Source organism: Kribbella sp. NPDC104740 (assembly GCF_055583505.1).
Map to the genome: position 1 here is coordinate 427,242 of NZ_JBVJNV010000006.1, position 24,872 is coordinate 452,113.

Here is a 24,872-nt window from a genome sequence, read left to right on the forward strand (position 1 = left end):
CCCCGCGCATCACGACCTCCCGGCCACCACCACCTCGTCCTCGGCCGTCGGCTGGTCGAACTGCGTCCGGTACAGCTCCTCGTACCGCCCACCCAACGCCAGCAGCTCCGAGTGAGTTCCCCGCTCGACCACAACCCCGGCCTCGATCACCAGGATCAGATCGGCCGCCCGGATCGTCGACAACCGGTGCGCGATCACCACCGCCGTACGGCCGTCCAACGCCTCCGCCAGCGCCGCCTGCACGGCGGCCTCCGACGTCGAGTCCAGCGCCGCCGTCGCCTCGTCGAGGATCACGACCCGAGGCTGCGCGAGCAGCAACCGTGCGATCGTCAGCCGCTGCCGCTCACCACCCGACAGCCGGTACCCGCGCTCGCCGACCACGGTGTCCAACTGATCCGGCAGCGAACGGATCAGGTCACCCAACCGAGCCCGCGTCAACGAGTCCCACAGCTCTTCCTCCGAGGCCTCCGGCCGCGCGAGCAGCAGGTTCTCCCGGATCGAGTCGTGGAAGAGATGCCCGTCCTGCGTGACCATCCCGAGCGTGTCCCGCAACGACTCGGCCGTCACGTCCCGTACGTCGACGCCCGCGAGCCGGACCGCGCCAGAGTCCACGTCGTACAGGCGGGGGATCAGCTGGGCGATCGTCGACTTGCCCGCTCCCGACGTACCGACCAGGGCGATCATCTGACCGGGCTCGGCCCGGAACGAGATCCCGTGCAGCACTTCCTCACCACCGCGGGTGTCGAGCTTCGCGACCTCCTCCAGCGAGGCCAGCGACACCTTGTCGGCCGACGGGTACGCGAACCGTACGTCGTCGAACTCGACCGCGACCGGCCCTTCCGGCACCCGCCCGGCGTCCGGCTTGTCCTGGATCAGCGGCTTCAGGTCGAGGATCTCGAAGACCCGCTCGAAGCTGACCAGCGCGGTCATCACCTCGAGCCGCGCGCTCGCCAGCGCGGTCAGCGGCGCGTAGAGCCGGGTAAGCAGCAGCGCCATCGCCACCACCGTGCCCGCGTCTAGCTGGTCGCGCAGCGCATAGAACCCGCCGAGCCCGTAGACGACGGCGAGCGCGAGCGCGGAGACCAGCGTCAGCGCGGTCACGAACACCCACTGGACCATCGCGGTCCGGACGCCGATGTCGCGCACCTGCCGCGCCCGGTCGGCGAACTCCTTCGACTCCCGCACCGGCCGGCCGAACAGCTTCACCAGCGTCGCGCCGGGCGCGGAGAACCGCTCGGTCATCTGGGTGCTCATGGTGGCGTTGTAGTTCGCCGCCTCGCGCTCCAGCGACGCCAGCCGTGCACCCATTCGCCGGGCCGGGATCACGAACACCGGCAGCAGGACGAGCGCCAGCACCGTGATCTGCCACGACCGGCTGAGCATCACCACGAGCGTGAGGACGAGCATCACCAGGTTGCTGACGACACCGGACAGGGTGTCGCTGAAGGCGCGCTGCGCGCCGATCACGTCGTTGTTCAGCCGGGAGACCAGCGCGCCGGTCCTGGTCCGGGTGAAGAACGCGATCGGCATCTTCTGGATGTGGTCGAAGACCGCGGTCCGCAGGTCGAGGATCAGCCCCTCGCCGATCCGCGCCGACAGCCAGCGGGTGAACAGGCTGATCCCGGCCTCGGCGACCGCGATCACCGCGATCAGTCCGGCCAGCCACAGCACCATGCTGACCGCTTTGCCGTCGACGATCGCCTCGACCACCTCGCCGGCCAGGATCGGGGTCGCGACGGCGAGCACGGCGGCCGCCGTACTGAGCACCAGGAACGCGACCAGGAGCCGCCGGTGCGGACGCGCGAAAGCGAGGATCCGCTTCAGCGTCGCCTTGGAGAACGGACGTTTCTCTTCCTGCGCGTTCATCGCGTGGTACAGCGAGTTCCACGCGGTCATTTCCATGCTCACGGTTGTGCTCCGGAGGTCGATCGTGGGCCAGGGTGTGGCGATGGTCTCGCGGACCACCGACACTTTCCGACGACCGTAGGACCTCGACTTAACTAGAGGTCAACAGGATTTAAACTGGGTACGATGTACGGAGTATAACCGGTCGGAGAGAATCACGCTCATGAATTCCGAGTACAGCGGTGCCGGCGATCCCGCGAAGAGCCTGGAGCTGCTCTGGGGACTGCAGTCGAAGCCGACCCGCGGGCCGAAACCCGCGCTCACCGTCGACGGCGTCTGCGCGGCCGCCGTACGGATCGCGGACGCGGAGGGCCTGGCCGCGCTGTCGATGCGCCGGGTCGCCGACGAGCTCGGCGTCGGTGCGATGACGCTGTACCGGTACGTGCCGAGCAAGGCCGAGCTGCTCGACGTGATGCTCGACAGTGTGTACGCCGAGTTCCCGCGCCGGCCTGTCGACGGCGACTGGCGCGCCAAGCTGCGCGAGGTTGCGCTGGAGAACCGCGAGCTCTACCTGGCCCACCCGTGGATGCTGTACGTCGCCAGCAGCCGGCCGCCGCTCGGTCCGGGGCTGATGGCGAAGTACGAGTACGAGCTGGAGTCGGTCGAGGGGATCGGGCTGACCGACGTCGAGATGGACGCGGCCATCGCGCTGGTCAACGGGTACGTGCACGGCGCCGTACGAAGTGCTGTCGACGCCAAGCTGGTGATTCAGTCGTCTGGTATCACGGACAAGGACTGGTGGCTCGCGCACGAGCCGTTGCTGGAGAAGATCGGGGACGCGCAGAAGTTCCCGCTCGCCAGTCGGGTCGGGACCGCGGTCGGCGAGGAGTTCGACGCGGCGTACGACTCCGAGCACGGGTTCGCGTTCGGGCTGGACCGGGTGCTGGACGGGATCGCCGCGCTGCTGGCCACAAAACAGTTGTGAGTGAGTACTCACTCAGTTAACCTCGGCCGGGTGAGTCCACGAGCGACCCCGATGCCGCCCGACGAGCGCCGTGCCGCGATCGTCGCCGCCGTACTGCCCCTGCTGGAGGAGTACGGCACCGATGTCAGCACCCGGCAGATCGCCGAGGCGGCCGGTGTCGCCGAAGGCACCATCTTCCGCGCCTTCGGCAGCAAGGACGCGCTGATCGACGCCGCGATCGGGTCGGCCTTCGAGTCCGGCCCGCTGATCGCGGCTCTGCACCAGATCGACCCGTCGCTGCCGCTGCGCGAACGCCTGATCGCCTCGGTCGAGGTGAGCCAGAGCCGGCTGCGCAGCGTCTTCCGGCTGCTGCTGACGATGCGGATGCACCGGCCGCCGGACTGGAAGAGCGACCCCGCCGAGGAGAAGCGTCGCAAGGCCGAGGCGGAGGCGGCCAGCGCCGTCTTCGTCGACCTGATCCGGCCCGACGCGCACGCGCTGCGGTTCTCGCCCGAGGACGTCGCGCACCGGATCCGGATGATCACCTTCTCCGCGACCCACCCAATGATTTCGGACGGTCGGCCGATGACCGCCGAGGAGATCGTCGACTTCGCACTCGACGGTGTCCGCCTTCACGACCTTGGGGACAACTGATGCTACTTCGCCTGTTACGCACGCACCTGCGTCCGTACGCCGGCAACCTGACCCTGGTGGTGGTCCTGCAGTTCGTCGGGACGATCGCCTCCCTCTACCTGCCGAGCCTGAACGCCGACATCATCGACAACGGCGTGGCCACCGGCGACACCGGCTACATCGTGCGCACCGGCGGCTGGATGCTCGGCGTCAGCCTGGTGCAGATCCTCTGCACGATCTTCGCCGTGTACTTCGGCGCCAAGACCGCGGCGCTGTTCGGCCGCGACGTCCGGGCCGCGGTGTTCCACCAGGTCGGCAGCTTCTCCGCCCGCGAGGTGAACCAGTTCGGCGCGCCGACACTGATCTCGCGCAGCACCAACGACGTCACCCAGGTCCAGATGCTGGTGGTCACCTCCTGCACGATGCTGGTGGCCGCGCCGATCACGATGGTCGGCGGCATCGTGGCGGCGGTCCGCGAGGACGCCGGCCTGTCCTGGCTGGTCGCGGTCGCCGTACCGCTGCTGGCCGCGTCGATCGGGCTGATCGCCAGCCGGATGGTGCCGCAGTTCCGCAAGATGCAGGTCAACATCGACAGCGTGAACCGGGTGCTGCGCGAGCAGATCACCGGCATCCGGGTGGTCCGTGCCTTCGTCCGCGAGCCGCACGAGACCGACCGCTTCGGCGAGGCCAACGCCAACGTCACCGACACCGCGATCCGGGCCGGCCGGCTGATGGCGCTGGTCTTCCCGGTCGTGATGCTGATCCTGAACGCCTCCAGCGTGGCGGTGCTCTGGTTCGGGGCGTCCCGGGTGGAGAGCGGCGCGATGCAGGTCGGTCAGCTGACCGCCTTCATCAGCTACCTGATCCAGATCCTGTTCTCGGTGATGATGGCGACCTTCGTGATGATCATGGTGCCGCGGGCCGCGGTCTGCGCCGACCGGATCAGCGAGGTGCTGAACACCGAGTCCTCGGTCCGGCCGCCGGTGACGCCGATCGGCGCGTTCACCGGGCAGGGCGAGCTGGTCTTCGAGAACGCCGGCTTCCAGTACCCCGGAGCCGCCGAGCCGGTCCTGCGCGACCTCAGCTTCTCGGCGTCGCCGGGGCAGACGACGGCCGTGATCGGGAGTACCGGCGCGGGCAAGACGACGTTGCTCTCGCTGGTGCCGCGGCTGTTCGACGCGACCGGGGGGCGGGTGCTCGTCGACGGCGTCGACGTACGGGAGATCGAGCCGGAGGCGCTCTGGAAGCGGATCGGCCTGGTACCGCAGCGGCCGTACCTGTTCTCCGGGACCGTCGCCAGCAACCTGCGGTACGGGAACCCCGACGCCACCGACGAGGAGCTCTGGCACGCGCTGGAGATTGCCCAGGGCAAGGACTTCGTCGAGGCGATGCCGGAGCAGCTGAACGCACCGATCGCCCAGGGCGGGACGAACGTGTCCGGTGGCCAGCGGCAACGACTGGCGATCGCGCGGGCGCTGGTCCGCAAACCCGAGATCTACCTGTTCGACGACTCGTTCTCGGCGCTCGACCTGGCCACCGACGCGCGGCTGCGCGCGGCGCTGGCACCGGTCACCGCCGACGCGTGCGTGGTGATCGTCGCCCAGCGGGTGTCCACGATCATCGACGCCGACCAGATCATCGTGCTCGAGGACGGCGCGGTCGTCGGCCGCGGGACGCACGAGGAACTGCTCGAGTCCTGTCCGACGTACGGCGAGATCGTCGAGTCCCAGCGATCCGCGGAGGAGGCGGCATGAGCGAGAACCAGACCACCACGGCTGCCGCCGACGAGCCGGTCGAAGGTACGGCGACGGTGAAGGCGACCGAGCGGCCGACCGGTGGCCGCGCGTTCGGGCCGCCCGGCGGAATCCCCGGCGACAAGTCGATGAACTTCGGCCCGTCGGCCAAACGCCTGCTGCGCCGGCTCCGGCCGCACCGCGTCCAGGTGGGCGGCGTGATCCTGCTGGCGATCGCCAGCGTCGGGCTGTCGGTGCTCGGGCCGAAGATGCTCGGCCGGGCCACCGACATCATCTTCTCCGGTGCGATCGGCAAGATGCTGCCCAGCGACATCAGCAAGGAGCAGGCGATCGAGGGCCTGCGGGCCCAGGGCAACAACCGGTTCGCCGACCTGATCACCGGGATCGACCTGATCCCGGGCGTCGGCATCGACTTCGATGCCCTGCGCAACGTCCTGCTGCTCGTCCTCGGTCTATACGTCGGGGCGTTCCTGCTGTCCTGGATGCAGGGCTACATCCTGAACGGCGTCGTCCAGCGGACGGTCTTCGAGCTGCGCTCCGAGGTCGAGGACAAGCTGAACCGGCTCCCGCTCAGCTACTTCGACGGCGCGCCGCGCGGCGAGCTGCTGAGCCGGGTCACCAACGACATCGACAACGTGTCGACCAGCCTGCAGCAGACTCTGAGCCAGCTGCTCACCTCGCTGCTGACGGTGGTCGGCGTGATCACGCTGATGTTCGTGGTCTCGCCGCTGCTGGCGCTGATCGCGCTGGTGACGATCCCGGTCTCGATGATCCTGACCGCGGCGATCGCGAAACGCTCGCAGACCCGGTTCGTCGCCCAGTGGCGGCACACCGGCGCGCTGAACGCGCAGATCGAGGAGGCCTTCACCGGCCACGAGCTGGTCAAGGTGTTCGGCCGGCAGAAGGAGATCGAGGCGAGCTTCGCGACCAAGAACGAGGAGCTGTACCAGGCCTCGTTCGGCGCGCAGTTCATCTCCGGGCTGATCATGCCGTCGATGATGTTCATCGGGAACGTCAACTACGTGGTGATCGCGGTGATCGGCGGCCTGCGGGTGGCGTCCGGCACGATGTCGCTGGGCGACGTACAGGCGTTCATCCAGTACTCGCGGCAGTTCACGCAGCCGCTGACTCAGGTCGCGTCGATGGCGAACCTGCTGCAGTCCGGGGTCGCATCGGCCGAGCGGGTCTTCGAGGTGCTCGACGCCGAGGAGCAGGTCCCGGAGGACGCGACACCGGAGCAGGTCACGCAGGCCCGCGGGCGGGTCGAGTTCGAGCACGTGTCGTTCTCGTACAAGCCCGACGTCCCGCTGATCACCGACCTGTCGCTGGTCGCCGAACCCGGGATGACGGTCGCGATCGTCGGCCCGACCGGCGCCGGCAAGACCACGCTGGTGAACCTGATCATGCGGTTCTATGAGCTGAACGGCGGCCGGATCACCCTCGACGGCATCGACATCACCGAACTGACCCGGCACGACCTGCGGTCCAGGATCGGCATGGTGCTGCAGGACACCTGGCTGTTCGGCGGCACGATCCGCGACAACATCCTCTACGGCAACCTGAACGCCACCGAGGAGGAGATGCTGGCCGCGGCCAAGGCGACGTACGTCGACCGCTTCGTCCACAGCCTCCCCGACGGCTACGACACGGTGATCGACGAGGAAGGCAGCAACGTCAGCGCCGGCGAGAAGCAGCTCCTCACCATCGCCCGCGCCTTCCTGGCCGACCCCCAGCTGCTGATCCTCGACGAGGCCACCAGCTCGGTCGACACCCGCACCGAGGTCCTGGTCCAACGCGCGATGGCCGCCCTGCGGTCCGACCGCACCAGCTTCGTCATCGCCCACCGCCTCTCCACCATCCGCGACGCCAACCTGATCCTGGTGATGGAGAACGGCGCGATCGTCGAACAAGGCACCCACACCGAGCTCCTCGCCGTCGACGGCGCCTACGCCCGGTTGTACAACGCCCAGTTCACCGCCGCGGTCGTCGACCACGACGCAACCGGCGAGCCGGCTCCCACGCCGGTCCCACCGGTGCCCACCACGGCGCAACTACTGGCCGACGACGAGGACGAGTCAGCTCTCACTCCGTAGGACCATTCACAGGCGCCGCTCCAGTTGGGCGGCGCCTGTGGATATCTTCCGCGGCGATCGCGCGGAATGTGAGCTACTTGATGCATGGAACCTTCGGATGCGATCCGCCGCCGCGGTCTCGAGGTCGCCCGGCACTTCGGGGCGAAGCTCGGGCTGCGCGACGAGCGCGACGTCAGCACGCTCGCCGACGCGTACGCCGTGACGTACGAGTTCTCGGCGCCGCTGATGGTCAGGATCGCCGACGACATGCTGGCCGATCTCCGGGCGGACGTCGGGTCGCGGCGTACGGATCGTGTGCTCGCGCTCGGGCGGGACGGGCACAGCCTGGCGATCGCGATGCGCCTGCTCGAGCCGGCCTTCTACCAGCAGCACGTGTCGAACCTGGTGGTTTCGCGTGCGCTGGTGGAGAACGCGCTGCAGGATCTCGAGCACCATCTGAAGTTGCAGTTCCCTCAGGTGGACGGCTATCGGCGAGTCGCGCCGCGGGTGGATCCGAACGACACGGTCGCCGGGTTTCGGGTGCTCACCGAGTATCTGCACGCAGGGCGCGTGCCCGTCGACCGGCCGGGGAGTCGGGTCACTGTGTTCGACACGAGCTTCAAGGGCACGGTGCAGGAGTTGCTGTCCGCGGTGTATCCGGAGACGACGTTCAACGGGCGGTACGCCTTCTTCGGCGAGTCGCCGTACGATCCGCACCCGGGCAGCAAGCGCGGCTACGAGGTCCACCTGCGTGCGGACGAGACGCGGCAGGGACGCCCGTTCTACGAGCTTCCCGCGGACGAGTCGAAGACGTTCGCGCACCAGCTCGGGATCAACGCGGTCGAGGAGTTGCTGGACGGTCCGATGGCGACCTCCATCAGGATCGCCGACGGCCGGCCGGAGCAGACCGGGCAGCGGCACCGGCCGGAGATGCTGGTCGGTCTGAGCCGCGGGCGGATCTCCGAACGGCTCCGGTCGCTGCCGGTGCGGGAAGGCGTCAAGGTGGCGAACCTGTACGCCGTAGCGGATCGAGCGCGGCATGCTGCCGTGCTGCGTGACGCGGGCAAGGACTACCGGAGCGGGCTGGAGAACGGCGCTGCGCGGTTCCGCCAGGAGATCCGGGCGTGGATCGGCGGCGAGGCGGTCGATCCGCGGCTGAACGAGTTCCTCGACGGGTTCGTGCATCGGGGCGACAAGCAGGAGGCGGAGGCGCTCGGCGTGGCCTTGGACAGGTCGCGGGTGCCGGAGCCTCGCGCGGCGGCGATCTGGGCGGCGTACGACCGCTGCGCCGACGGAGACAAAGCGGTGTTCGTACAGAATGTCCTCAACGCGGAGCAGACAGGCGGAGGTTCGGATGGGCGGCGAACGGGGCGACGAGAGCCCGACGGACGAGTGGCTGGCGATCGTGGGGATGAGCGAGAGCTTTGAAGAGCTCGGCGAGCCCGCGGACGCGGTCGGCGGGCCGCCGCCTGGGTTGGGGCCGCAGGTGGTGGCTCGGGCGCCGATGATCATCGACACTGATGCGGGTGGGGATCCGGATGATGATGTGGCGCTGGTGGTCGCGGCTCGGGCGGTGCCTGAGTTGGCGTTGGTGGTGACGTCGGACGAGTACGGCGGGGAGCGGGCGCGGTTCGTTCGGCATTTGCTGGATCTGGCGGGGCGGCCGGAGGTGCCGGTCGTCGCGGGGTCGGATCTCGGCAACGACCGGTTGTACTTCGTGGACGGGTTGTTTCCTGCGGACGTGCCGAAGCAGAGCGACGACGTGATCGGCGCGGTGGCTGCGGTGTGTGCTTCGACGCCGGGGCCGGTGCGGTGGGTGGGGATCGGGCCGTTGTCGAACCTCGCTGCGCTGCAGGAGGCCCGGCCGGAGCTGGTCGCCAAGATGGTCGTCACCCAGATGGGGGGTGCGATCAACTACCGCGATCCGTCGCGGGCCGAGCACAACTTCCGGATGGATCCGGCCGCGGTGATCCGGATGCTGCCGGTGCTGGAACTGTCGGTGCCGTCGTTCGTGGTGTCGGACGTGACGTTCAACCCGGCGATGGAGCTCCTGCCCGGGTCGGCGATCTACGAGAAGTGGGCCGCGCCGGACAGCCCGCCGTGGGGGCCGGTGCTGAAGGCGCACTTCGACCGGTGGATGGAGCGCTACCCGGGCTCGATGCAGCACGACGCGCTGACGCTGGCCGCGGCGATGTTCTGGCCCGGGGTGCGGTTCGTGCGCGAGCGGGTGGCGCTGGACGAGCTCGCGCGGATGAGACTCGATGCCGAGGGCATCGAGATCGCGATGTCGGTCCGGGCGGACTATGCGGCGTTCATGGACTGGCTGGAGGAGCGCGTCACCTGATCATCTTTCACGAGACGGTCAGCACGAGCTTGCCGATGTGCGAGTTGCTCTCCAGATGCTTGTGTGCGGCAACAGCGTCGCCCAGGGGATAGGTCGCAGCCACCACCGGCTGGAAGGCGCCGCTGCGCAGCCCGGCGGTGATGAACGCCGCCGCCCGGGCCAACCGCTGAGCATCGCGGCTGAGCTCGTGCATCGTGTACGACCGGATGGTGAGTGCGGGGAGACCGAGATCCACGCCCGGGTACGGCGTGGGCTGGCCGCTGGAGGCGCCGTAGACGAGGAGAGTGCCGCCGGGGGAGACGAGCTGAGCGAGGTCGGAGATCCCGGGCCCGGCAACGGCGTCGAGCACGAGCGGAACACCGCGGCCGCACGTCAGCGCCTTCACCTGGGCGGCCAGGTCCCCGGACGGGACGGCGCCGAGATCCGCGCCGGCATCGGGGCCGCGCTGCCCGGCGGTTGCAAGTAGTCCCGCGCCGACTTCCACGCCGCGGCGCCCGGGAATCGCGGGGAACGGTGTGCAGGCGTCTGGCTCCGGGCCAGTGGCAATCACGTGCGTGGCGCCGTGGTTCGCGAGGGCAGCGGCCTTGGTTGCGGTTCGGGTGAGGGCGATGGTGTGGACGCCCAGGTGGTTGGCGATCTGGATGAGTGCCAGGCCGACGCTGCTGGAGGCGGCGTTGAGGAGGATGGTGTCGCCAGGGTGGATGGTGCCGGGTTCGGCGAGTGCGCCGTACGCCGTGAGGTAGGCCATCCAGGTGGCGGCGCCGGTGATGGCGTCGATGCCGTCGGGGCGGGGGAGGATGGCGGCGGCGGGGACGATCGCGCGGTCGGCGTACATGGGGTAGTCGTTCTGGGAGAACGCGGGGACGACGCTGACCGGGTCGCCGGGGTTGAGGCCGGTGACGTCGGGGCCGACGAGGTCGATGACGCCGCTGGCTTCGGAGCCTAAGCCGGCGGGGAACTCGCGGACGGGCTCGATGTAGTGGCCGCTGCGGAAGAGTGCCTCGGCGCGGTTGACGCCGATCGCCTCGACGCGGATGCGCACCTCGCCTGGGCCGGGGAGGCGGATGGGCGCCTGCTCGACCTGCAGCACCTCCGGTCCACCGAGCGAGTGGAACCGCACGACCGTTGCCTGCTCGCTTGTCATCCAGCTAGTGAACCCTGCAAGTTTGATGGCTGTCAAACTATGATGGCTGTCGTACTATGAGGTTGTGAACCGGATCCCAGCGCACCCTGACCCGGCGGAGATCGCGCTCCAGCAGGTGCTGGAGGCGCTCGTCGACCCGGTGCGCCGCAGCATCGTCACGCAGCTCGCGCAGGCGGCGGAGGATGTGAAGTGTGGGGGATTCGACCTGGATGTGAGTACGTCGACCGCCACGCATCACTTCAAGGTGCTTCGCGAAGCCGGGTTGATTCGGCAGTACTACGTGGGCACGTCGCGGATGAACTCGCTGCGGGGTGAGGAGTTCGAGCAGGTCCACCCGGGGCTGCTCGGCGCGATCGTGGCCGCCGAGTCGAGTCGACGGCCACAGAAGGCCGGGCGCTGAGACGCCGAAGGCTGAAGCCCGGGGCCTGGGCGCGCCCCACTGAAGGGCGACGCCTGGGCCCGGGCCGCTGAAGGCGTGGAGCTACACCCCGCGGGCGATTCGGCGTATGGTTAGTTCGGCGAGCAGTGCCGCGCCGTCAGGCAGGACCGCGTCGTCGAAGTTGGCCAAGGGGGAGTGGTTGTCGGCGGCCGCGTCTGGGTCGGGGCCGGCGCAGGCGCTGAGGTTGAGGTAGACGCCGGGGACCTCGTTGAGGACGTAGGAGAAGTCCTCGGCGCCGCAGCGGGGGTTGGCGCGTTCGCGGAAGCGGTCGGGGCCGAAGAGGTCGATGATGGTGTCGCGGGCGAAGGTGTACTCGTCGGGGTTGTTGACGGTGACCGGGTAGCCGATCAGGTAGTTGACCTCGGCAACGAGGCCGTGGGCCGCGGTGATCTGCTCGACGAGCTGGGTCGACGCGTGCTGGACCTTGGTGCGGGTCTCTTCGGAGAACGTGCGGATCGTCGCGTCGAAGAACGCGTCGTCGGGGATGATGTTCTCCTTGGTGCCGCCGGCGATGCGGCCGACGGTGAGGACCACCGGGTCGAAGACGTCGAACTGGCGGGTGATCATCGTCTGCAGCGCGGTGACCAGCTCGCAGGCGACCGGGATCGGGTCCTTGCCCCGGTACGGCGTGGAGCCGTGCGTGCCCGCGCCGACGACGCGGACGTGGAGCTGGTCGGCGGCGGCCATGAACGAGTTCGGCTTGCTGCTCCACATGCCGAACGGCTGGCCGGCCGAGCCGACGTGCAGGCCGTACGCCGCGTCGACCCGGCGGCCGGCGGCTTCCAGGACGCCTTCGCGGATCATGATCGGCGCGCCGCCGGAGGTCTCCTCGCCGGGCTGGAACATGAACACGACGTCGCCCGCGAGCTGGTCGCGGATCGCGTGCAGGATCTTCACCGCGCCGACCAGGCCGGCGACGTGCAGGTCGTGGCCGCAGGCATGCATCATGCCGTCGTGCTGGGACCTGAACGGCACGTCGGTGCGCTCGGTCACCGGGAGAGCGTCCATGTCCCCGCGCAGCAGGACGACCGGGCGGGCCGAGGCGTCGGTCGGAGCGCCCGGAGCGGTCCCGCGGAGTACGGCGGTGACCGAGGAGAGTTCCTTGCCGACCGTCACCTCCAGGTCGAGGCCTTCCAAAGCAGCGAGGATCAGCGCCTGGGTCTTCGGCAGCTCCAGGTCGTACTCCGGCACCTCGTGCAGCGCTCGCCGTAGGTCGACGATCTCGGCGCGAAACTGCTCGGCGAGCACGCGGGTGGCCGACGGCTCGGCGCCTTCGGCGCCATCGCGCTGGGAAGAGGAGGGGGAGGTGCCGCCGGCCGTCGCGTCGGCTTCGCCGGACGCTGCCGGAGATCCAGCGGCAGGCGATCCAGCGGCGGGGGACCCGGCGGCGGGGGATCCAGCGGCAGGCGATCCAGCGGCAGGCGATCCAGCGGCGGGGGACCCGGCGCCGGGAGATCCAGCGCCGAGGGATCCAGCGGACGGCGACTCAGGTGCCGGGGACCCCGAGGCGAGGCTGCTCACAGGTCGCCCTTCGGGCCCACGTTCAGCGCCTGCATCACGCGCTGCGCGCTGCTGCCCAGCTCCAGCAGCTCGACGAGATCCAACCACCGCTGCGGGTCCGCGACCTCGGTCGGCATCTTGGCGTCGTGGGCGCTGACCGGCGCGTCGTGCGCGACCGCGACCACCTTCGGCGCAACGTCCAGGTAGTCGCTCGCCTCCAGGATCTTGCGCTTGACCGACGGCGACATCGGCGTCGAGGCGTCCGCCGCTGCGGCGCGGATCTCGGCCAGACCGCCGTACGCCGTCACCAGCGACGCCGCGGTCTTCTCGCCGACGCCCTTGACGCCGGGCAGCCCGTCCGATGCGTCGCCGCGGAGCGTCGCGTAGTCGGCGTACCGGGACGCGGGGATGTCGTACTTGGCCAGGAGCGCCTTCTCGTCGTACACCTCGGCCCGGCCGACGCCCTTGGCGGCGGTGTAGATGACCCGGATGCCGCGCGCGTCGTCGATCAGCTGGAACAGGTCGCGGTCCCCGGTCACCACGTCGACAGGCATCTTCGAGCGGTGCGACAGCGTCCCGATCACGTCGTCGGCCTCGTGGTCCGGCGCGCCGGCGATCGCGATGCCGAGCGAGTCGAGGCAGGCGCGGATGAACGGGACCTGCACCTCCAGGCGGTCCGGGACGTCCTCGACCTGCTCGCCGCCGGTGGCGACGTACTCGACCCGCTGGGCCTTGTACGACGGGATCAGCTCGACCCGCCACGACGGTCGCCAGTTGTCGTCCCAGCAGGCGACCAGGTGGGTCGGCCGGTGGTTCTCGACCAGGCGCGCGATGAAGTCGAGCAGCCCGCGGATCGCGTTGGTCGGCGTACCGTCGGCGGCCTTCATCGTGTCCGGGACCCCGAAGAACGCCCGGAAGTACAGGGAAGCAGTGTCGAGCAGCATCAGCCGTTGCCCGGAACCAGTCTCAGCCATGGGGTGATGCTTTCATGCCGGGCCCCCGGGGCAGTAGGGTCTCCAGCGTGGAGGACCTGGACCGCAAGATCGTGGCGCTGCTGGCGTCGGACGGCCGGATGAGTTTCACCGACCTCGGCAAGGCCACCGGCCTGTCCACGTCGGCCGTGCACCAGCGGGTGAAGCGGCTGGAGCAGCGCGGCATCATCCTGGGGTACGCGGCAACGATCGACCACACCGCACTCGACCTGCCGCTGACCGCGCTGATCTCGATCCGCCCGATCGACCCGTCGCAGCCCGACGACTCGCCCGAGCGGCTGCGCGACGTGCCGGAGATCGAGTCCTGCTACTCGGTCGCGGGCGATTCGAGCTACGTGTTGATCGTCCGCGTCGCCTCGCCGGCGGCGCTCGAGGAGCTTCTGGCCACGATCCGGGCCCGGGCGAACGTCTCCACGACCACGACGATCGTCCTCAGTACGCCGTACGAGCGCCGCCCACCGGCGCTGTAGACCCATCGCGAAGAACCACAGCCGCCGACGAGGTCCGACTTTGAGCACGGCTCAGTCACTTTCGTGGCGATGTGGTGGCTGACTGGTGCCCAAAGACGACGGCTTGGGCCGCCTCCCTGAACGGCCCGGGAACACCCGGCGAACTGTGCCCCGCGGTGGTGTCGCACACGCCGAAGAGGTCGCATGCTCCTCCTCGAACCATTCTCGATCGAGGGGGGACCTCGTGGACCTGTCCAGAGCACGCCGTCGTGCTGTCGCCGCCGCGCTGCCGCTGGCTGTCGTGGCCACGCTGGCCGGACTGCCCGGTACGGCGAACGCGCTGTCGACCGACGTCGTCATCTCCGCCGTTTACGGCGGTGGCGGCAATTCGGGCGCGGCGTTCACCAACGACTACATCGAGCTCGCGAACCTGACCGACACGCCGGTGAACGTGACCGGCTGGAGCGTCCAGTACGCGTCGGCCGCCGGGTCGGTGTTCCAGATGACGAACCTCACCGGCACCATCCCGGCGCACGGCCGGTACCTGGTCCAGGAGGCCGCCGGCGCCGGCGGCACCGTCGCGCTGCCGACGCCTGACGCGACCGGGTCGATCCCGATGTCGGCGACGTCCGGTGTCGTCGCGCTCGTGACGGCCCAGATCCCGCTGGTCGGCTGCGGCATCTCCTGCGCGACCGCGCCGAACGTGAAGGACCTGGTCGGGTACGGCGCGACGGCGAACGTCGAGACGCTGGCCGCGCCGGGCCTCAGCAACAGCACCGCGAACGCGCGCTCCGGCGCGCTCACCGACACTGACAACAACTCCGTCGACTTCAGTTCCGGCGTCCCGAAGGCGACGAACACCGCCGGTACGACGGTCGACGCGGGCAACCCCGGCGGTCCGGTCGACCCGACGCCGGGTTCGGTCCGGATCCACGACATCCAGGGCTCCGGCCGGATCTCGCCGATCGTCGGCCAGAGCGTCACCAACGTCCCCGGCATCGTCACCGCGACCCGTACGACGGGCAACGCGCGCGGCTACTGGATGCAGGACCCGACCGCCGACGCGGACCAGCTGACCAGCGAGGGCCTCTTCGTCTTCACGGGCTCCACCTCACCGGCCGTCGTGGCCGGCGACTCCGTGCTGGTCTCCGGCCGGGTCACCGAGTTCCGTCCGGCGGCCGGCGCGCAGAGCCTGACCGAGATCGGCGGGACGGTGAACACGCTCAAGGTCAGCAGCGGCAACGCGCTGCCGGCCCCGGTGCCGGTCGCGCTCCCGGACGCCTACACCAAGGCCGGCGCGCTCGAGGCGCAGCCGCTGGAGGAGAACTCCTACGTCCTGGACTGGCTGGAGGTGCACGAGGGGATGCGGGTGACCGTTGCCCAGAGCACCCGTCTGGTCAGCCCGGTGAACACCGAGTTCGGTGAGCTCTGGGTGACCTTCGAGCCGGCGCAGAACACCTCGCCGCGCGGCGGCACCGTCTACACGTCGTACGACGACCAGAACAGCGGCCGGTTCATGATCGCGGCGCTGAACGGCGCACCGGCGGCGAACGTCGGCTCGACGCTGGCCGCCGGGACGACCGGCGTCATCGACTACCAGTCCTTCGGCGGCTACGTGCTGCTGGCGACGCAGCTCGGCGCGATCACCGACGGCGGGCTGAAGAAGCAGAAGGTGCTGCCGCCGAAGAAGGCCGGCGACCTGTCGATCGCGACGTACAACGTGGAGAACCTCGCCGCGACCAACCCGGACGCGAAGTTCGCCCGGCTGGCCGAGGCGGTCGTGCACAACCTCGGGTCGCCGGACATCCTGGCGCTGGAGGAGATCCAGGACAACAACGGTGCCACCAGCAACGGAGTCGTCGCCGCCGACCAGACCGTCGCGAAGTTCACCGCCGCGATCCAGGCGGCCGGCGGACCGGCGTACTCGTCACGCTCGATCGACCCCAACGACGGTACCGACGGCGGCGAGCCGGGCGGCAACATCCGCCAGGTGTTCCTGTTCAACCCGGCCCGGACGACGTTCGTCGACCGGCCCGGCGGCGACGCGAACACGGCCGTCTCGGTCGTCCGCGCCCGGCCGACCAGCAACCAGGTGTCGCTGTCGGTCTCCCCAGGCCGGATCGACCCGGGCAGCGACGCGTGGGCGTCGAGCCGCAAGCCGCTGGTGGGGGAGTTCCTGTACGACGGCAACAAGCAGCTGTTCGTGGTGGCGAACCACTTCAACTCCAAGGGCGGCGACTTCCCGCTCTCGGCCGCGGTGCAGCCGCCGGTGCGCAGCAGCGAGGTGCAGCGGCTGAAGCAGGCCAACGAGGTCCGCGACTTCGTCCAGGACCTGTCCGACAAGTCCGCCGGGCGCGCGCGGGTCGTCGTACTGGGTGACCTGAACGACTACCAGTTCAGCCCGGCGATCAAGACGCTGACCAACGACGGCGCGCTGCTCAAGCCGCTGATCGAGACGCTGCCGGTCAACGAGCGCTACAGCTACGTGTTCGACGGCAACTCGCAGGTGCTCGACCACATCCTGGTCAGCCCGGCGATCCAGGGCTACTCGTACGGCGTCGTGCACATCAACGCCGAGTTCTCCGACCAGGCCAGCGACCACGACCCGCAGATCGTGCGGATCCTGACCGGCTGCGACGTCAGCCCGTTGCCGACCCGGTGCCGCCCGGGCAGCCCGGTGGTGGACGTGCCCTAACCCTGGCCCTTCTGGGCCATGAACGCGGCGTACCCCCGGCCCGGGGTGCTGCCCTGCTCGGTGAGCTGGGCGGTGACGGTGAGATCAGCTTCGGCGAGAGCCTCGGTGATCACCTCGGGCCGGTACAGGTACGCCGTGTAGCTCACGGCGACGCCGTACGCCTTCTCCGGCTGCAGCGTCTCGTCCTGGCCGGAGTGCGTCCCGATCAGCACCCGGCCGCCCGGCCGGAGCACGCGGGCGAACTCGGTGAACAGCCCGGGCAGTTCCTCGCGCGGGATGTGGAAGGTCGAGTACCAGGCCAGGACGCCGCCGAGCTCGCCGTCCTTGAACGGCAGCTCGGTCATCGACCCGACCTCGAACGTCACGCCCGGGTAGTTCTTCCGGGCCAGCTCGACCATCTTCGGCGACAGGTCGAGCCCGGAGATGTCGCACCCGACCGCCTTCAGGAACCCGGTGGTCCGCCCGGCCCCGCAGCCCAGGTCGACCATCGGGTCCTCGGTCAGCTCCGCGAACGCCGTCAGCATCGCCCGCTCCAGCGGGTTCCCGGCCATCCGGTCCTTCACCAGCTCGTGGTACGCGTCCGCGACGTTGTCGTACGACGACCTCGTGGCGGCAAGGTGTTCAGTCACCGCGACAGATTAGTCGCTCCCCGTGACAGTCCTGACACGGAGTCTTCCGCCGGTGCCGCTGACCCCTGTGCGGCGGCACCGGCGGAAGCCGATCAGGTGATCTGGAGGAGCTTCTGGGACTCGGCCGCGGCGCGGGAGGCGGCGGCCTGTTCGGTGGCGGCGGCGATCGAGTCGCCGGCGTGGGTGCGCCACCAGTCCTGGCCCTCGGTGGGGAGGGTGTCGATCGGGTCGTAGTACTCGTAGGTGCGGTTCAGCGCCTCCGGGTCGGCCTGCTCGATGCCGGTGCGGTAGTTCTTCTTCCAGTACGAGATGCCGCGCACCTCGTCGTACTCCGAGAGCTGGTGCACCCAGCGCTTGCCGACGTACGGGACGTCGCAGACGATCCGCGGGGTGGCGAACCCGGGCAGGTAGCCGAGGATGCCGTGCTGCAGGTGCTGCGCGTCCTTGACCGAGACCCGCCAGTGCTCCGAGAACGGGATCATGTCGCACATGTAGAAGTAGTACGGCGTGATGGTGGCGCCGTCGAGCAGCGCGAAGCACAGGTCGAGCAGCTGCGGCACCGAGTCGTTGACGCCGCGCATCAGGACGCCCTGGTTGCGCACGTCGCGCAGCCCGGCCTCGAACATCGCCTTGGTCGCCTCGGCGACCAGCGGGGTCACCGACTGGGCCGCGTTCACATGGGTGTGCATGGCAACCATCACGCCGCGCTGCCGGGCGATCGTCGCGACCCGCTCGACACCGGTCCGGACGTCGTCGGACAGCCAGTGCTGCGGCATCCCCATCAGCGCCTTGGTGGCCAGCCGGATGTCGCGGATGTTCTCGATCTCCAGCAGGCTGGTCAGGAACGCCTCCAGCCGCGGCCAGGGCATGTTCGCCACGTCGCCGCCGGAGACCACGACGTCCCGGACGCCGGGGTTGCGGCGCAGGTAGTCGAGCATGTCGTCGAGCCGCTGCTGCGGCTTGATGGTGAACTTCAGCTTGTCGATCACCGGCGTCGAGTTGCCGACCAGGTCCATCCGGGTGCAGTGCCCGCAGTACTGCGGGCAGGTGGGCAGCACCTCGGCCAGGACCTTCGTCGGGTAGCGGTGGGTCAACCCCTCCGTGGCCCACATCTCGTGCTCGTGCAGCGAGTCGCGCGTCGCGTGCGGGTGCGACGGCCAGTCGGTCCGCCGGTCGGTGAACATCGGCAGCATGTAGCGCCGGACCGGGTCGGCGTAGAAGGCTTCGGTGTAGTCGTCGGCGCCCTGCGGGACGATCGTGTTCAGCATCTGCGGCGGGAGCAGCATCGACATCGTCGCGCGCTCGGCCTGGTCGCGGGCCAGGTCCTCGTAGACGCGCTCCTCGAGCAGGTCGCCCATCACGTCGCGCAGCTGCTTGACGTTCTTCACGCAGTGCGAGCGCTGCCACTGCACCGAGCGCCACTCCTCGGCCGTCACGTCCTTGAACCCCGGCATCCGGGTCCAGTCGGGCTCGACGAGCTCCGCCCGGGTGTAGGCGTACGGCTGGCCGTCGGGGACGGTCAGCTCGGGGCTGATCAGATCAGTCACGGAAGTCCTCCGGGGGCTCCACGGGCGATGCGGTCTCATGTGAGGATAGCGATAGAACTTCCCTCAGATCCAACAGTACGCCGTAAGAATTCCTTCTCAGACCCGGAATCAGTAGTATTTTGCCCGGCTCACCCCCGAGCCGCGAACCTCTGGAGGCAGCGTGTCGTCGAGCCCGGTCGGACTGCACCGCGTGATCGAGCCCGCGGGTGTGCTGCCGCAGGCCGCGACCCGCCTGGACGCGCACCCGGAGCTGTGGCCGGACGAGATCCGGATCGCCGTCGAGCGGCTGAACCTGGACGCCGCGTCGTTCCGGCAGCTGGCCGAGGCGCACGGGCACGACGGTGAGGGCGTACGCCGTGCGGTGCTCGAGATCGTGGCCGAGCGCGGCAAGATGCAGAACCCGGTCACCGGGTCGGGCGGCATGCTGGTCGGCGTCGTCGACGAGGTCGGGCCGGAGTCGCCGCTCGGCGTGAAGCCGGGGGACCGGGTCGCCACGCTGGTGTCGCTGACGCTGACCCCGCTGCGGATCACCGACGGCCTGCGCCGCTGGGACGGCCGCAGCGAGCAGGTCCCGGCCGAGGGGCACGCGATCCTGTTCGCCCGGTCGATCGTCGCGAAGCTGCCCGGCGACCTGGCGCCGGAGCTGTCGCTGGCCGTGATGGACGTCTGCGGCGCGCCGGCGTTGACCGCGCGGGTGGTCCGCGAGTATGTCGACAAAGGCATAAAGCCTGTCGTGTCAGTAATTGGCGGCGCAGGGAAATCCGGGTCGCTCGCGCTGGCCGCCGCGCGGCGCTCGGGTGCGGCCCGGACGATCGGGATCGTGCCGGTCGAGGCGGAGCGCGAGCGGCTGGTCGAGGCCGACCTCGCCGACGTCGTCGCGCTCGCCGACGCCCGGAACCCGGTCGCGCTCGCGGCCGCGGTCGAGGCGTCCGGGGGACCGGCGGACATCACCGTGGTCTGCGTCGACGTACCGGGGTGCGAGCACGGCGCGGTGCTCGCGACGGCGCCCGCCGGCACGGTGATCTTCTTCTCGATGGCGACCTCGTTCTCGGCCGCCGCGCTCGGCGCGGAGGGTCTCGCGGCCGACGTGACGATGCTGGTCGGCAACGGCTACGTGCCCGGTCACGCCGACTACGCGCTCGAGCTGCTGCGCTCCGAACCGGGTGTCCGGCGACTCTTCGAGAGCCGGCTGAAGGCGGAGGGGCAGGATTAGCCCTGTGCGCACACTTCTGACGAACGGTTCCGTCTACTCACCCGCCGACCCCCACGCGACCGCGATCGCGTTCGACGACGGCGTGGTCACCTGGCTCGGCGACGACAGCAGCGCTTCGTCGTACGCCGAGGGCGCGGACGAGGTGATCGACCTCCAGGGCAAGCTGGTCACGCCGACCTTCGTCGACGCCCACGTCCACACCGCGCAGACCGGCGCCCTGCTGACCGGCCTCGACCTGATCGGCACCACCAGCCTGACCGACGCCCTCGACCGGCTCGCCGCGTTCGTGGCGACGCTGCCGGCCGACGCGGTGGTCGACGGCGCCGGGTGGGACGAGACGAAGTGGCCCGAGGGCCGCCCGCCGACGGCCGAGGAGCTGGACCGCGCCGGGGGAGACCGTCGGGTCTACCTCTCGCGTGTGGACGGCCACTCGGGCGTCATCTCCTCCTCGCTCACCGCCGCCGTCGAGGGACTGGAAGGACAGGCCGGGTTCGACCAGAACGGCCGGGTCGAGCGTGACGCGCACCACGCCGTACGGGACGCGCTGAGCGAGCTGGTCGGTCCCGACCAGCGGCTCGCCGACGCCCGCGCGGCGGTCAAGGCGATGGCCGAGCGCGGGATCGGCGCGTTCCACGAGATGGCGGCGCCGCACATCGGGCCGGTCTGGGAGCTGCCGCTGGTCCGCCAGGCGGCCGACGAATTGGGGCTGTCGGCAACCTTGTACTGGGGTGAGACCGGTGTCTTCGACAACGTTTCGCAGTACGGGCTGGCCGGGCTCGCCGGCGACCTGAACGCCGACGGCGCGCTGGGTTCGCGGACTGCGGCGCTGCGCGCGCCGTACGCCGATCGCGAGGACCACCGCGGCCACGCGTACCTGACCGCGGAGCAGATCGCCGAGCACGTGATCGCCTGCACCGAGAAGGGTGTCCAGGCGGGCTTCCACTGCATCGGGGACCTTGCCCTCGACAACATCGCGCGTGGCTTCGAGCTGGCCGCCGAGAAGGTCGGCGTCCCGGCGCTGCTCGCCGCGCGGCACCGGCTCGAGCACGTCGAGATGCCGGACGCCGACGTCGTCGCGACGCTCGCGAGGTGCGGCGTCGTGGCGAGCGTGCAGCCGATGTTCGACGGCCACTGGGGTGGCCCGGACGGCATGTACGCCGAGCGCGTCGGCGACCGCTGGGAGGGGATGAACCCGTTCGGCACGCTGCAGCGCGCGGGCGTCGTGCTGGCCTTCGGGTCGGACGCGCCGGTCACCTCGCTCGGCGGCTGGGAAGCCGTCCGCGCGGCGGCGTTCCACCGGACCGAGTCGGAGCGGATCACCGTGCGGGCCGCGTTCCAGGCGCACACCCGCGGCGGCTGGCGGGCGGCCGGGATCGACGACCAGGGCGTGCTCGCCCCCGGTACGCCGGCGACGTACGCGATCTGGGAGACCGACGCCCACCTGGTCGTCCAGACGCCGGACCCGCGGGTCGCGGCCTGGTCGACCGACCCGGGCGCCGGCGTACCGGTGCTGCCGGACCTGAGCGACGCGGCCGACGTGCCGCGGTGTGTGCGGACCGCCGTCGGTGGCCGCCTGGTGTACGAGTCTGAAGGGTGGTCCACGGAGTGACCCGTGCCGTGAAGAAGCTCGACCTCGATCCGGTCACCGTCCGGAAGGCGCGCAGCCTGGCGCGCAAGGCCGGCAAACCGATCGTGAACATCGCCCGCCAGCACACCACGGTCTCGGTCGAGCGGGCCGTGCTGCGGCTGGCCGGACTGGCCGGGGCCGACTCCGAGGGCATCCCCTGGGTGAACCGGCTGGCCGACACCGTCCGGGCCGACGTCGGCCTGGAGCACGGGCTGGCGCTGCCGGTCTGGGACGCGCTGGTCCGCGGCGAGGCCGAGGACCTGTCGGTGCTCGCGCAGAAGGCGGCGTCGGGCTCGGTGACGTTCCGGCTGCCGGAAGGGCGGGACGCCGTACGGGCGCGGGCCGCGGCGCGGAAGGCCGCGGCCGGCGGGCTGAAGAAGGTCGACGCGCGGCGCCGCGAGCGGGACCGGTTGATCGCCAAGCACGGCGATCCCGAGCAGCGGCCGTGGATCTACCTGATCGTTGCGACCGGCGACATCTACGAGGACATCCCGCAGGCGCAGGCGGCCGCGCGGGCCGGCGCCGACATCATCGCGGTGATCCGGTCGACCGGGCAGTCGCTGCTCGACTACGTGCCCGAGGGCGCGACCCGCGAGGGCTTCGCCGGCACGTACGCGACCCAGGAGAACTTCCGGCTGATGCGGGCCGCGCTCGACGAGTCGTCGCGCGAGCTCGGCCGCTACATCCGGCTGACCAACTACGCGTCCGGGCTGTGCATGCCGGAGATCGCGACGCTGGCCGGGCTGCAGCGCCTCGACATGATGCTGAACGACTCGATGTACGGGATCCTGTTCCGCGACATCAACCCGATCCGGACCTTCGTCGACCAGCGCTTCAGCCGGCAGATCCACGCCCGGGCCGGGATCATCATCAACACCGGCGAGGACAACTACCTGACCACCGCCGACGCCGTCGAGGCCGCGCACACGGTGACCGTCTCGCAGCTGCTGAACGAGTACTTCGCCAAGGAGGCCGGGCTCGAGGACTGGCAGCTCGGGCTCGGGCACGCCTTCGAGATCACCCCGGAGATCCCGGACTCGTTCCGGCTCGAGCTCGCGCACGCGATGCTGGCCCGGCAGCTGTTCCCGGACGCGCCGCTGAAGTGGATGCCGCCGACCCGGCACATGACCGGCGACGTGTTCCGCGGCTACCTGCTGGACGGGTTCTTCAACCTGGTCGGCGCGATGACCGGGCAGGGCATCCTGCTGGTCGGGATGATGACCGAGGCCGTGGTCACGCCGTGGATCTCCGACCGCGACCTCGCGCTGCAGAACGTCCGCTACGTACTGGGGGCCGCGGGCAACCTTCACGAGGACTTCCACCCGGCCCCGGACGGTTTCATCGCGCAGCGCGCCCGGCAGGTGCTGGGGGAGTCCGTCGAGCTGCTGGAGAACATCGTCGACGACGGCCTGCTGAACGCGATCGGCGACGGCACCTTCGGGCTGATGAAGCGCCCGCAGGACGCCGGCCGCGGTCTGGACGGCGTCGCGCGCCGCTCGGCGGCGTACTACAACCCGGCGATCGAGCTGCTCGAGGAGGCGCAGTGAGCATCATCAGGCCGTACGGCGACACCACCGGCGACGGGATGGTGCAGCTGTCGTTCACGCTGCCGATCCCGCACGACAAGCGCGCCGAGGGCGCCGCGGTGCAGCTGGCCAACAAGATGGGCATGGACCCGGCGCTGGTCGTGCACGCCAAGGCGATGGGCCCGGACTTCACCTTCTTCGTCGTCTACGGACCGGTGAACCACCTGGTCGACACCGACAAGGTCGAGGTGATCGAGCGCGACTACCCGCTGCTGGCGCCGAAGGACGCGAACCTTGCCATCCGCAAGGGTCTGCGCCGGCGGCTGACCGTGGTCGGTGCCTGCATCGGCACCGACGCGCACACCGTCGGCATCGACGCGATCATGAACATCAAGGGGTTCGCGGGGGAGAAGGGCCTGGAGTACTACCGGGAGCTGAAGGTGGTCAACCTCGGTGCGCAGGTCGCCGTACCGGAGCTGGTCCGGCGGGCCAAGGCCGAGAAGGCCGACGCGATCCTGGTCTCCCAGGTGGTCACCCAGCGCGAGGCGCACGTGCTGAACACCAAGGAGATGTCGGCCGCGTTCCGCGAGGCCTACCCCGAGGAGACCCGTCCGGTACTGGTTGCCGGTGGCCCCCGTTTCACCGAGCAGATGGCCGGGGAGCTCGGTGTGGACCGGGTGTTCGGTCGCGGTACGACACCCGGCGAGGTGGCCAGCTACCTGGTCGACGTACTGGTGACGAAGCGGGTCCGGACCCCGAACAGGAGAAGCGCATGAGCAAGGCCGAGATCGGTCTGTCGGTCACCCACCGGCGTTACGTCCCGTACAGCCACGCCCACTACGCCGGGCACCTGGTCGACGGCGCCTACGTGCTGGGACTGTTCGGCGACGTCGCGACCGAGGTCTGCATCGTGGCCGACGGAGATGAAGGATTGTTCGCTTCCTACTCCGATGTCCAGTTCTTGCAGCCTTTGCGGGCCGGCGACATGGTCGAGGTGACCGCGACGATCTCCCGGGTCGGGACGCGCAGCCGCGAGCTCGACTTCGCGGCGTACGTGGTCTGCCGGGGGCGGCCGGACAAGTCCGAGTCGGCGGCCGAGGTACTGGCCGAACCGCTGCTGATCACGCGGGCAACCGGTACCGTCGTCGTACCGGCTGCGTGACAGATAGTTGCCCTGGGTAACAACGTCGACCGAATGTGTTACAACGTTCTGAAGGAGCCGGTGCAGAGGTTGACTTCACCGCTTCCAGCGAGCATCGTTCTGAGAGTCGTCAATGTTCGTTGTTCCAGCAGACACACAGAGTTCGGCCACCGGATGATCCCGCGACGCTGACCAGGCCAGTGCCAGGCTTGAGTCGACGGGGGCTGAGATCGCCGGTGGACAGCCCCCCGCGGGGCAGAGGTGGAAGAGGCTCGGCGCCCAGTAGACAACAGCCGGGCGGCTCGCATCCAGCGGGTCCGCCGGTTGGTCCGAAGGGTCGGCCGAGCCTCTTTCCTCT

General features: G+C 69.9%; 20 protein-coding genes. 14 read left to right on the forward strand and 6 right to left on the reverse strand.

Features of this window, described 5'->3' with window-relative positions:
• Positions 1-9 precede the first annotated feature (9 nt).
• Positions 10-1,896, reverse strand: coding sequence for an ABC transporter ATP-binding protein (locus tag ACZ6Z4_RS30035; RefSeq protein WP_465571853.1), 1,887 nt, complete (start codon positions 1,894-1,896; stop codon positions 10-12).
• A 172-nt stretch (positions 1,897-2,068) separates the two neighbouring features.
• On the opposite strand from ACZ6Z4_RS30035, the gene ACZ6Z4_RS30040 reads away from it, so the two are divergent.
• The 6 genes from ACZ6Z4_RS30040 (at position 2,069) to ACZ6Z4_RS30065 (ending at position 9,612) form a co-directional block, all read left to right on the forward strand.
• Positions 2,069-2,830, forward strand: coding sequence for a TetR/AcrR family transcriptional regulator (locus ACZ6Z4_RS30040; protein ID WP_465571532.1), 762 nt, complete (start codon positions 2,069-2,071; stop codon positions 2,828-2,830).
• A gap of 30 nt (positions 2,831-2,860) precedes the next feature.
• Positions 2,861-3,463: a TetR/AcrR family transcriptional regulator gene (locus tag ACZ6Z4_RS30045; RefSeq protein ID WP_465571535.1), complete on the forward strand. Its 603-nt coding sequence runs from the start codon at positions 2,861-2,863 to the stop codon at positions 3,461-3,463.
• Positions 3,463-5,196: an ABC transporter ATP-binding protein gene (locus tag ACZ6Z4_RS30050; RefSeq protein WP_465571543.1), complete on the forward strand. Its 1,734-nt coding sequence runs from the start codon at positions 3,463-3,465 to the stop codon at positions 5,194-5,196. Before ACZ6Z4_RS30045 ends, ACZ6Z4_RS30050 begins: the two co-directional genes overlap by 1 nt.
• The gene (locus ACZ6Z4_RS30055) at positions 5,193-7,289 is read left to right on the forward strand and encodes an ABC transporter ATP-binding protein (protein ID WP_465571547.1); all 2,097 of its coding nucleotides are present in this window, start codon (positions 5,193-5,195) and stop codon (positions 7,287-7,289) included. Before ACZ6Z4_RS30050 ends, ACZ6Z4_RS30055 begins: the two co-directional genes overlap by 4 nt.
• Positions 7,290-7,373: 84 nt before the next feature.
• Positions 7,374-8,696, forward strand: coding sequence for a hypothetical protein (locus ACZ6Z4_RS30060; protein WP_465571550.1), 1,323 nt, complete (start codon positions 7,374-7,376; stop codon positions 8,694-8,696).
• Positions 8,623-9,612, forward strand: a complete 990-nt coding sequence (locus ACZ6Z4_RS30065) for a nucleoside hydrolase (protein ID WP_465571553.1) — start codon at positions 8,623-8,625, stop codon at positions 9,610-9,612. The genes ACZ6Z4_RS30060 and ACZ6Z4_RS30065 overlap by 74 nt, the downstream gene beginning before the upstream one ends.
• Before the next feature lie 7 nt (positions 9,613-9,619).
• Here the strand turns inward: ACZ6Z4_RS30065 and ACZ6Z4_RS30070 are convergent, their stop codons facing one another.
• Complete coding sequence (locus tag ACZ6Z4_RS30070) at positions 9,620-10,756, reverse strand: zinc-dependent alcohol dehydrogenase family protein (RefSeq protein WP_465571556.1); 1,137 nt, start codon at positions 10,754-10,756, stop codon at positions 9,620-9,622.
• Positions 10,757-10,820: 64 nt separating this feature from the next.
• On the opposite strand from ACZ6Z4_RS30070, the gene ACZ6Z4_RS30075 reads away from it, so the two are divergent.
• Positions 10,821-11,156, forward strand: coding sequence for an ArsR/SmtB family transcription factor (locus ACZ6Z4_RS30075; RefSeq protein ID WP_465571560.1), 336 nt, complete (start codon positions 10,821-10,823; stop codon positions 11,154-11,156).
• An 81-nt stretch (positions 11,157-11,237) separates the two neighbouring features.
• Here the strand turns inward: ACZ6Z4_RS30075 and ACZ6Z4_RS30080 are convergent, their stop codons facing one another.
• The gene (locus ACZ6Z4_RS30080; RefSeq protein ID WP_465571566.1) at positions 11,238-12,443 is read right to left on the reverse strand and encodes a M20 metallopeptidase family protein; all 1,206 of its coding nucleotides are present in this window, start codon (positions 12,441-12,443) and stop codon (positions 11,238-11,240) included.
• Between the two features lie 269 nt (positions 12,444-12,712).
• Positions 12,713-13,639 (reverse strand): 5'-3' exonuclease, encoded by a 927-nt coding sequence (locus ACZ6Z4_RS30085; RefSeq protein WP_465571858.1) that lies wholly within the window; start codon positions 13,637-13,639, stop codon positions 12,713-12,715.
• Positions 13,640-13,716: 77 nt separating this feature from the next.
• On the opposite strand from ACZ6Z4_RS30085, the gene ACZ6Z4_RS30090 reads away from it, so the two are divergent.
• Both ACZ6Z4_RS30090 and ACZ6Z4_RS30095 read left to right on the forward strand, forming a co-directional pair.
• Positions 13,717-14,157 carry an Lrp/AsnC family transcriptional regulator gene (locus ACZ6Z4_RS30090; protein ID WP_363677527.1) on the forward strand — a complete coding sequence of 147 codons (441 nt, stop codon included), beginning with the start codon at positions 13,717-13,719 and terminating at the stop codon, positions 14,155-14,157.
• Between the two features lie 223 nt (positions 14,158-14,380).
• The gene (locus tag ACZ6Z4_RS30095) at positions 14,381-16,831 is read left to right on the forward strand and encodes an endonuclease/exonuclease/phosphatase family protein (RefSeq protein WP_465571572.1); all 2,451 of its coding nucleotides are present in this window, start codon (positions 14,381-14,383) and stop codon (positions 16,829-16,831) included.
• Here ACZ6Z4_RS30095 and ACZ6Z4_RS30100 read toward each other — a convergent pair.
• The gene (locus ACZ6Z4_RS30100; RefSeq protein WP_465571575.1) at positions 16,828-17,460 is read right to left on the reverse strand and encodes a class I SAM-dependent methyltransferase; all 633 of its coding nucleotides are present in this window, start codon (positions 17,458-17,460) and stop codon (positions 16,828-16,830) included. The genes ACZ6Z4_RS30095 and ACZ6Z4_RS30100 overlap by 4 nt on opposite strands.
• A gap of 92 nt (positions 17,461-17,552) precedes the next feature.
• Positions 17,553-19,007 (reverse strand): KamA family radical SAM protein, encoded by a 1,455-nt coding sequence (locus tag ACZ6Z4_RS30105; RefSeq protein WP_465571579.1) that lies wholly within the window; start codon positions 19,005-19,007, stop codon positions 17,553-17,555.
• A 160-nt stretch (positions 19,008-19,167) separates the two neighbouring features.
• Between ACZ6Z4_RS30105 and kdd the strand changes: the two genes are divergently transcribed.
• From kdd to kal, 5 genes are read left to right on the forward strand one after another with little or no spacing between them, the layout of a single operon-like run.
• Positions 19,168-20,220 (forward strand): L-erythro-3,5-diaminohexanoate dehydrogenase, encoded by a 1,053-nt coding sequence (gene kdd, locus ACZ6Z4_RS30110; RefSeq protein WP_465571582.1) that lies wholly within the window; start codon positions 19,168-19,170, stop codon positions 20,218-20,220.
• Positions 20,221-20,224: 4 nt separating this feature from the next.
• Positions 20,225-21,829, forward strand: coding sequence for an amidohydrolase (locus tag ACZ6Z4_RS30115; protein ID WP_465571586.1), 1,605 nt, complete (start codon positions 20,225-20,227; stop codon positions 21,827-21,829).
• The gene (gene kamD / locus ACZ6Z4_RS30120; RefSeq protein WP_465571589.1) at positions 21,826-23,394 is read left to right on the forward strand and encodes a lysine 5,6-aminomutase subunit alpha; all 1,569 of its coding nucleotides are present in this window, start codon (positions 21,826-21,828) and stop codon (positions 23,392-23,394) included. Before ACZ6Z4_RS30115 ends, kamD begins: the two co-directional genes overlap by 4 nt.
• Positions 23,391-24,149 carry a lysine 5,6-aminomutase subunit beta gene (kamE, locus tag ACZ6Z4_RS30125; protein ID WP_363677518.1) on the forward strand — a complete coding sequence of 253 codons (759 nt, stop codon included), beginning with the start codon at positions 23,391-23,393 and terminating at the stop codon, positions 24,147-24,149. The genes kamD and kamE overlap by 4 nt, the downstream gene beginning before the upstream one ends.
• On the forward strand, positions 24,146-24,535 hold the full coding sequence (kal, locus tag ACZ6Z4_RS30130) for a 3-aminobutyryl-CoA ammonia lyase (protein WP_363677517.1): 390 nt from the start codon (positions 24,146-24,148) through the stop codon (positions 24,533-24,535). The genes kamE and kal overlap by 4 nt, the downstream gene beginning before the upstream one ends.
• Positions 24,536-24,872: the final 337 nt, after the last annotated feature.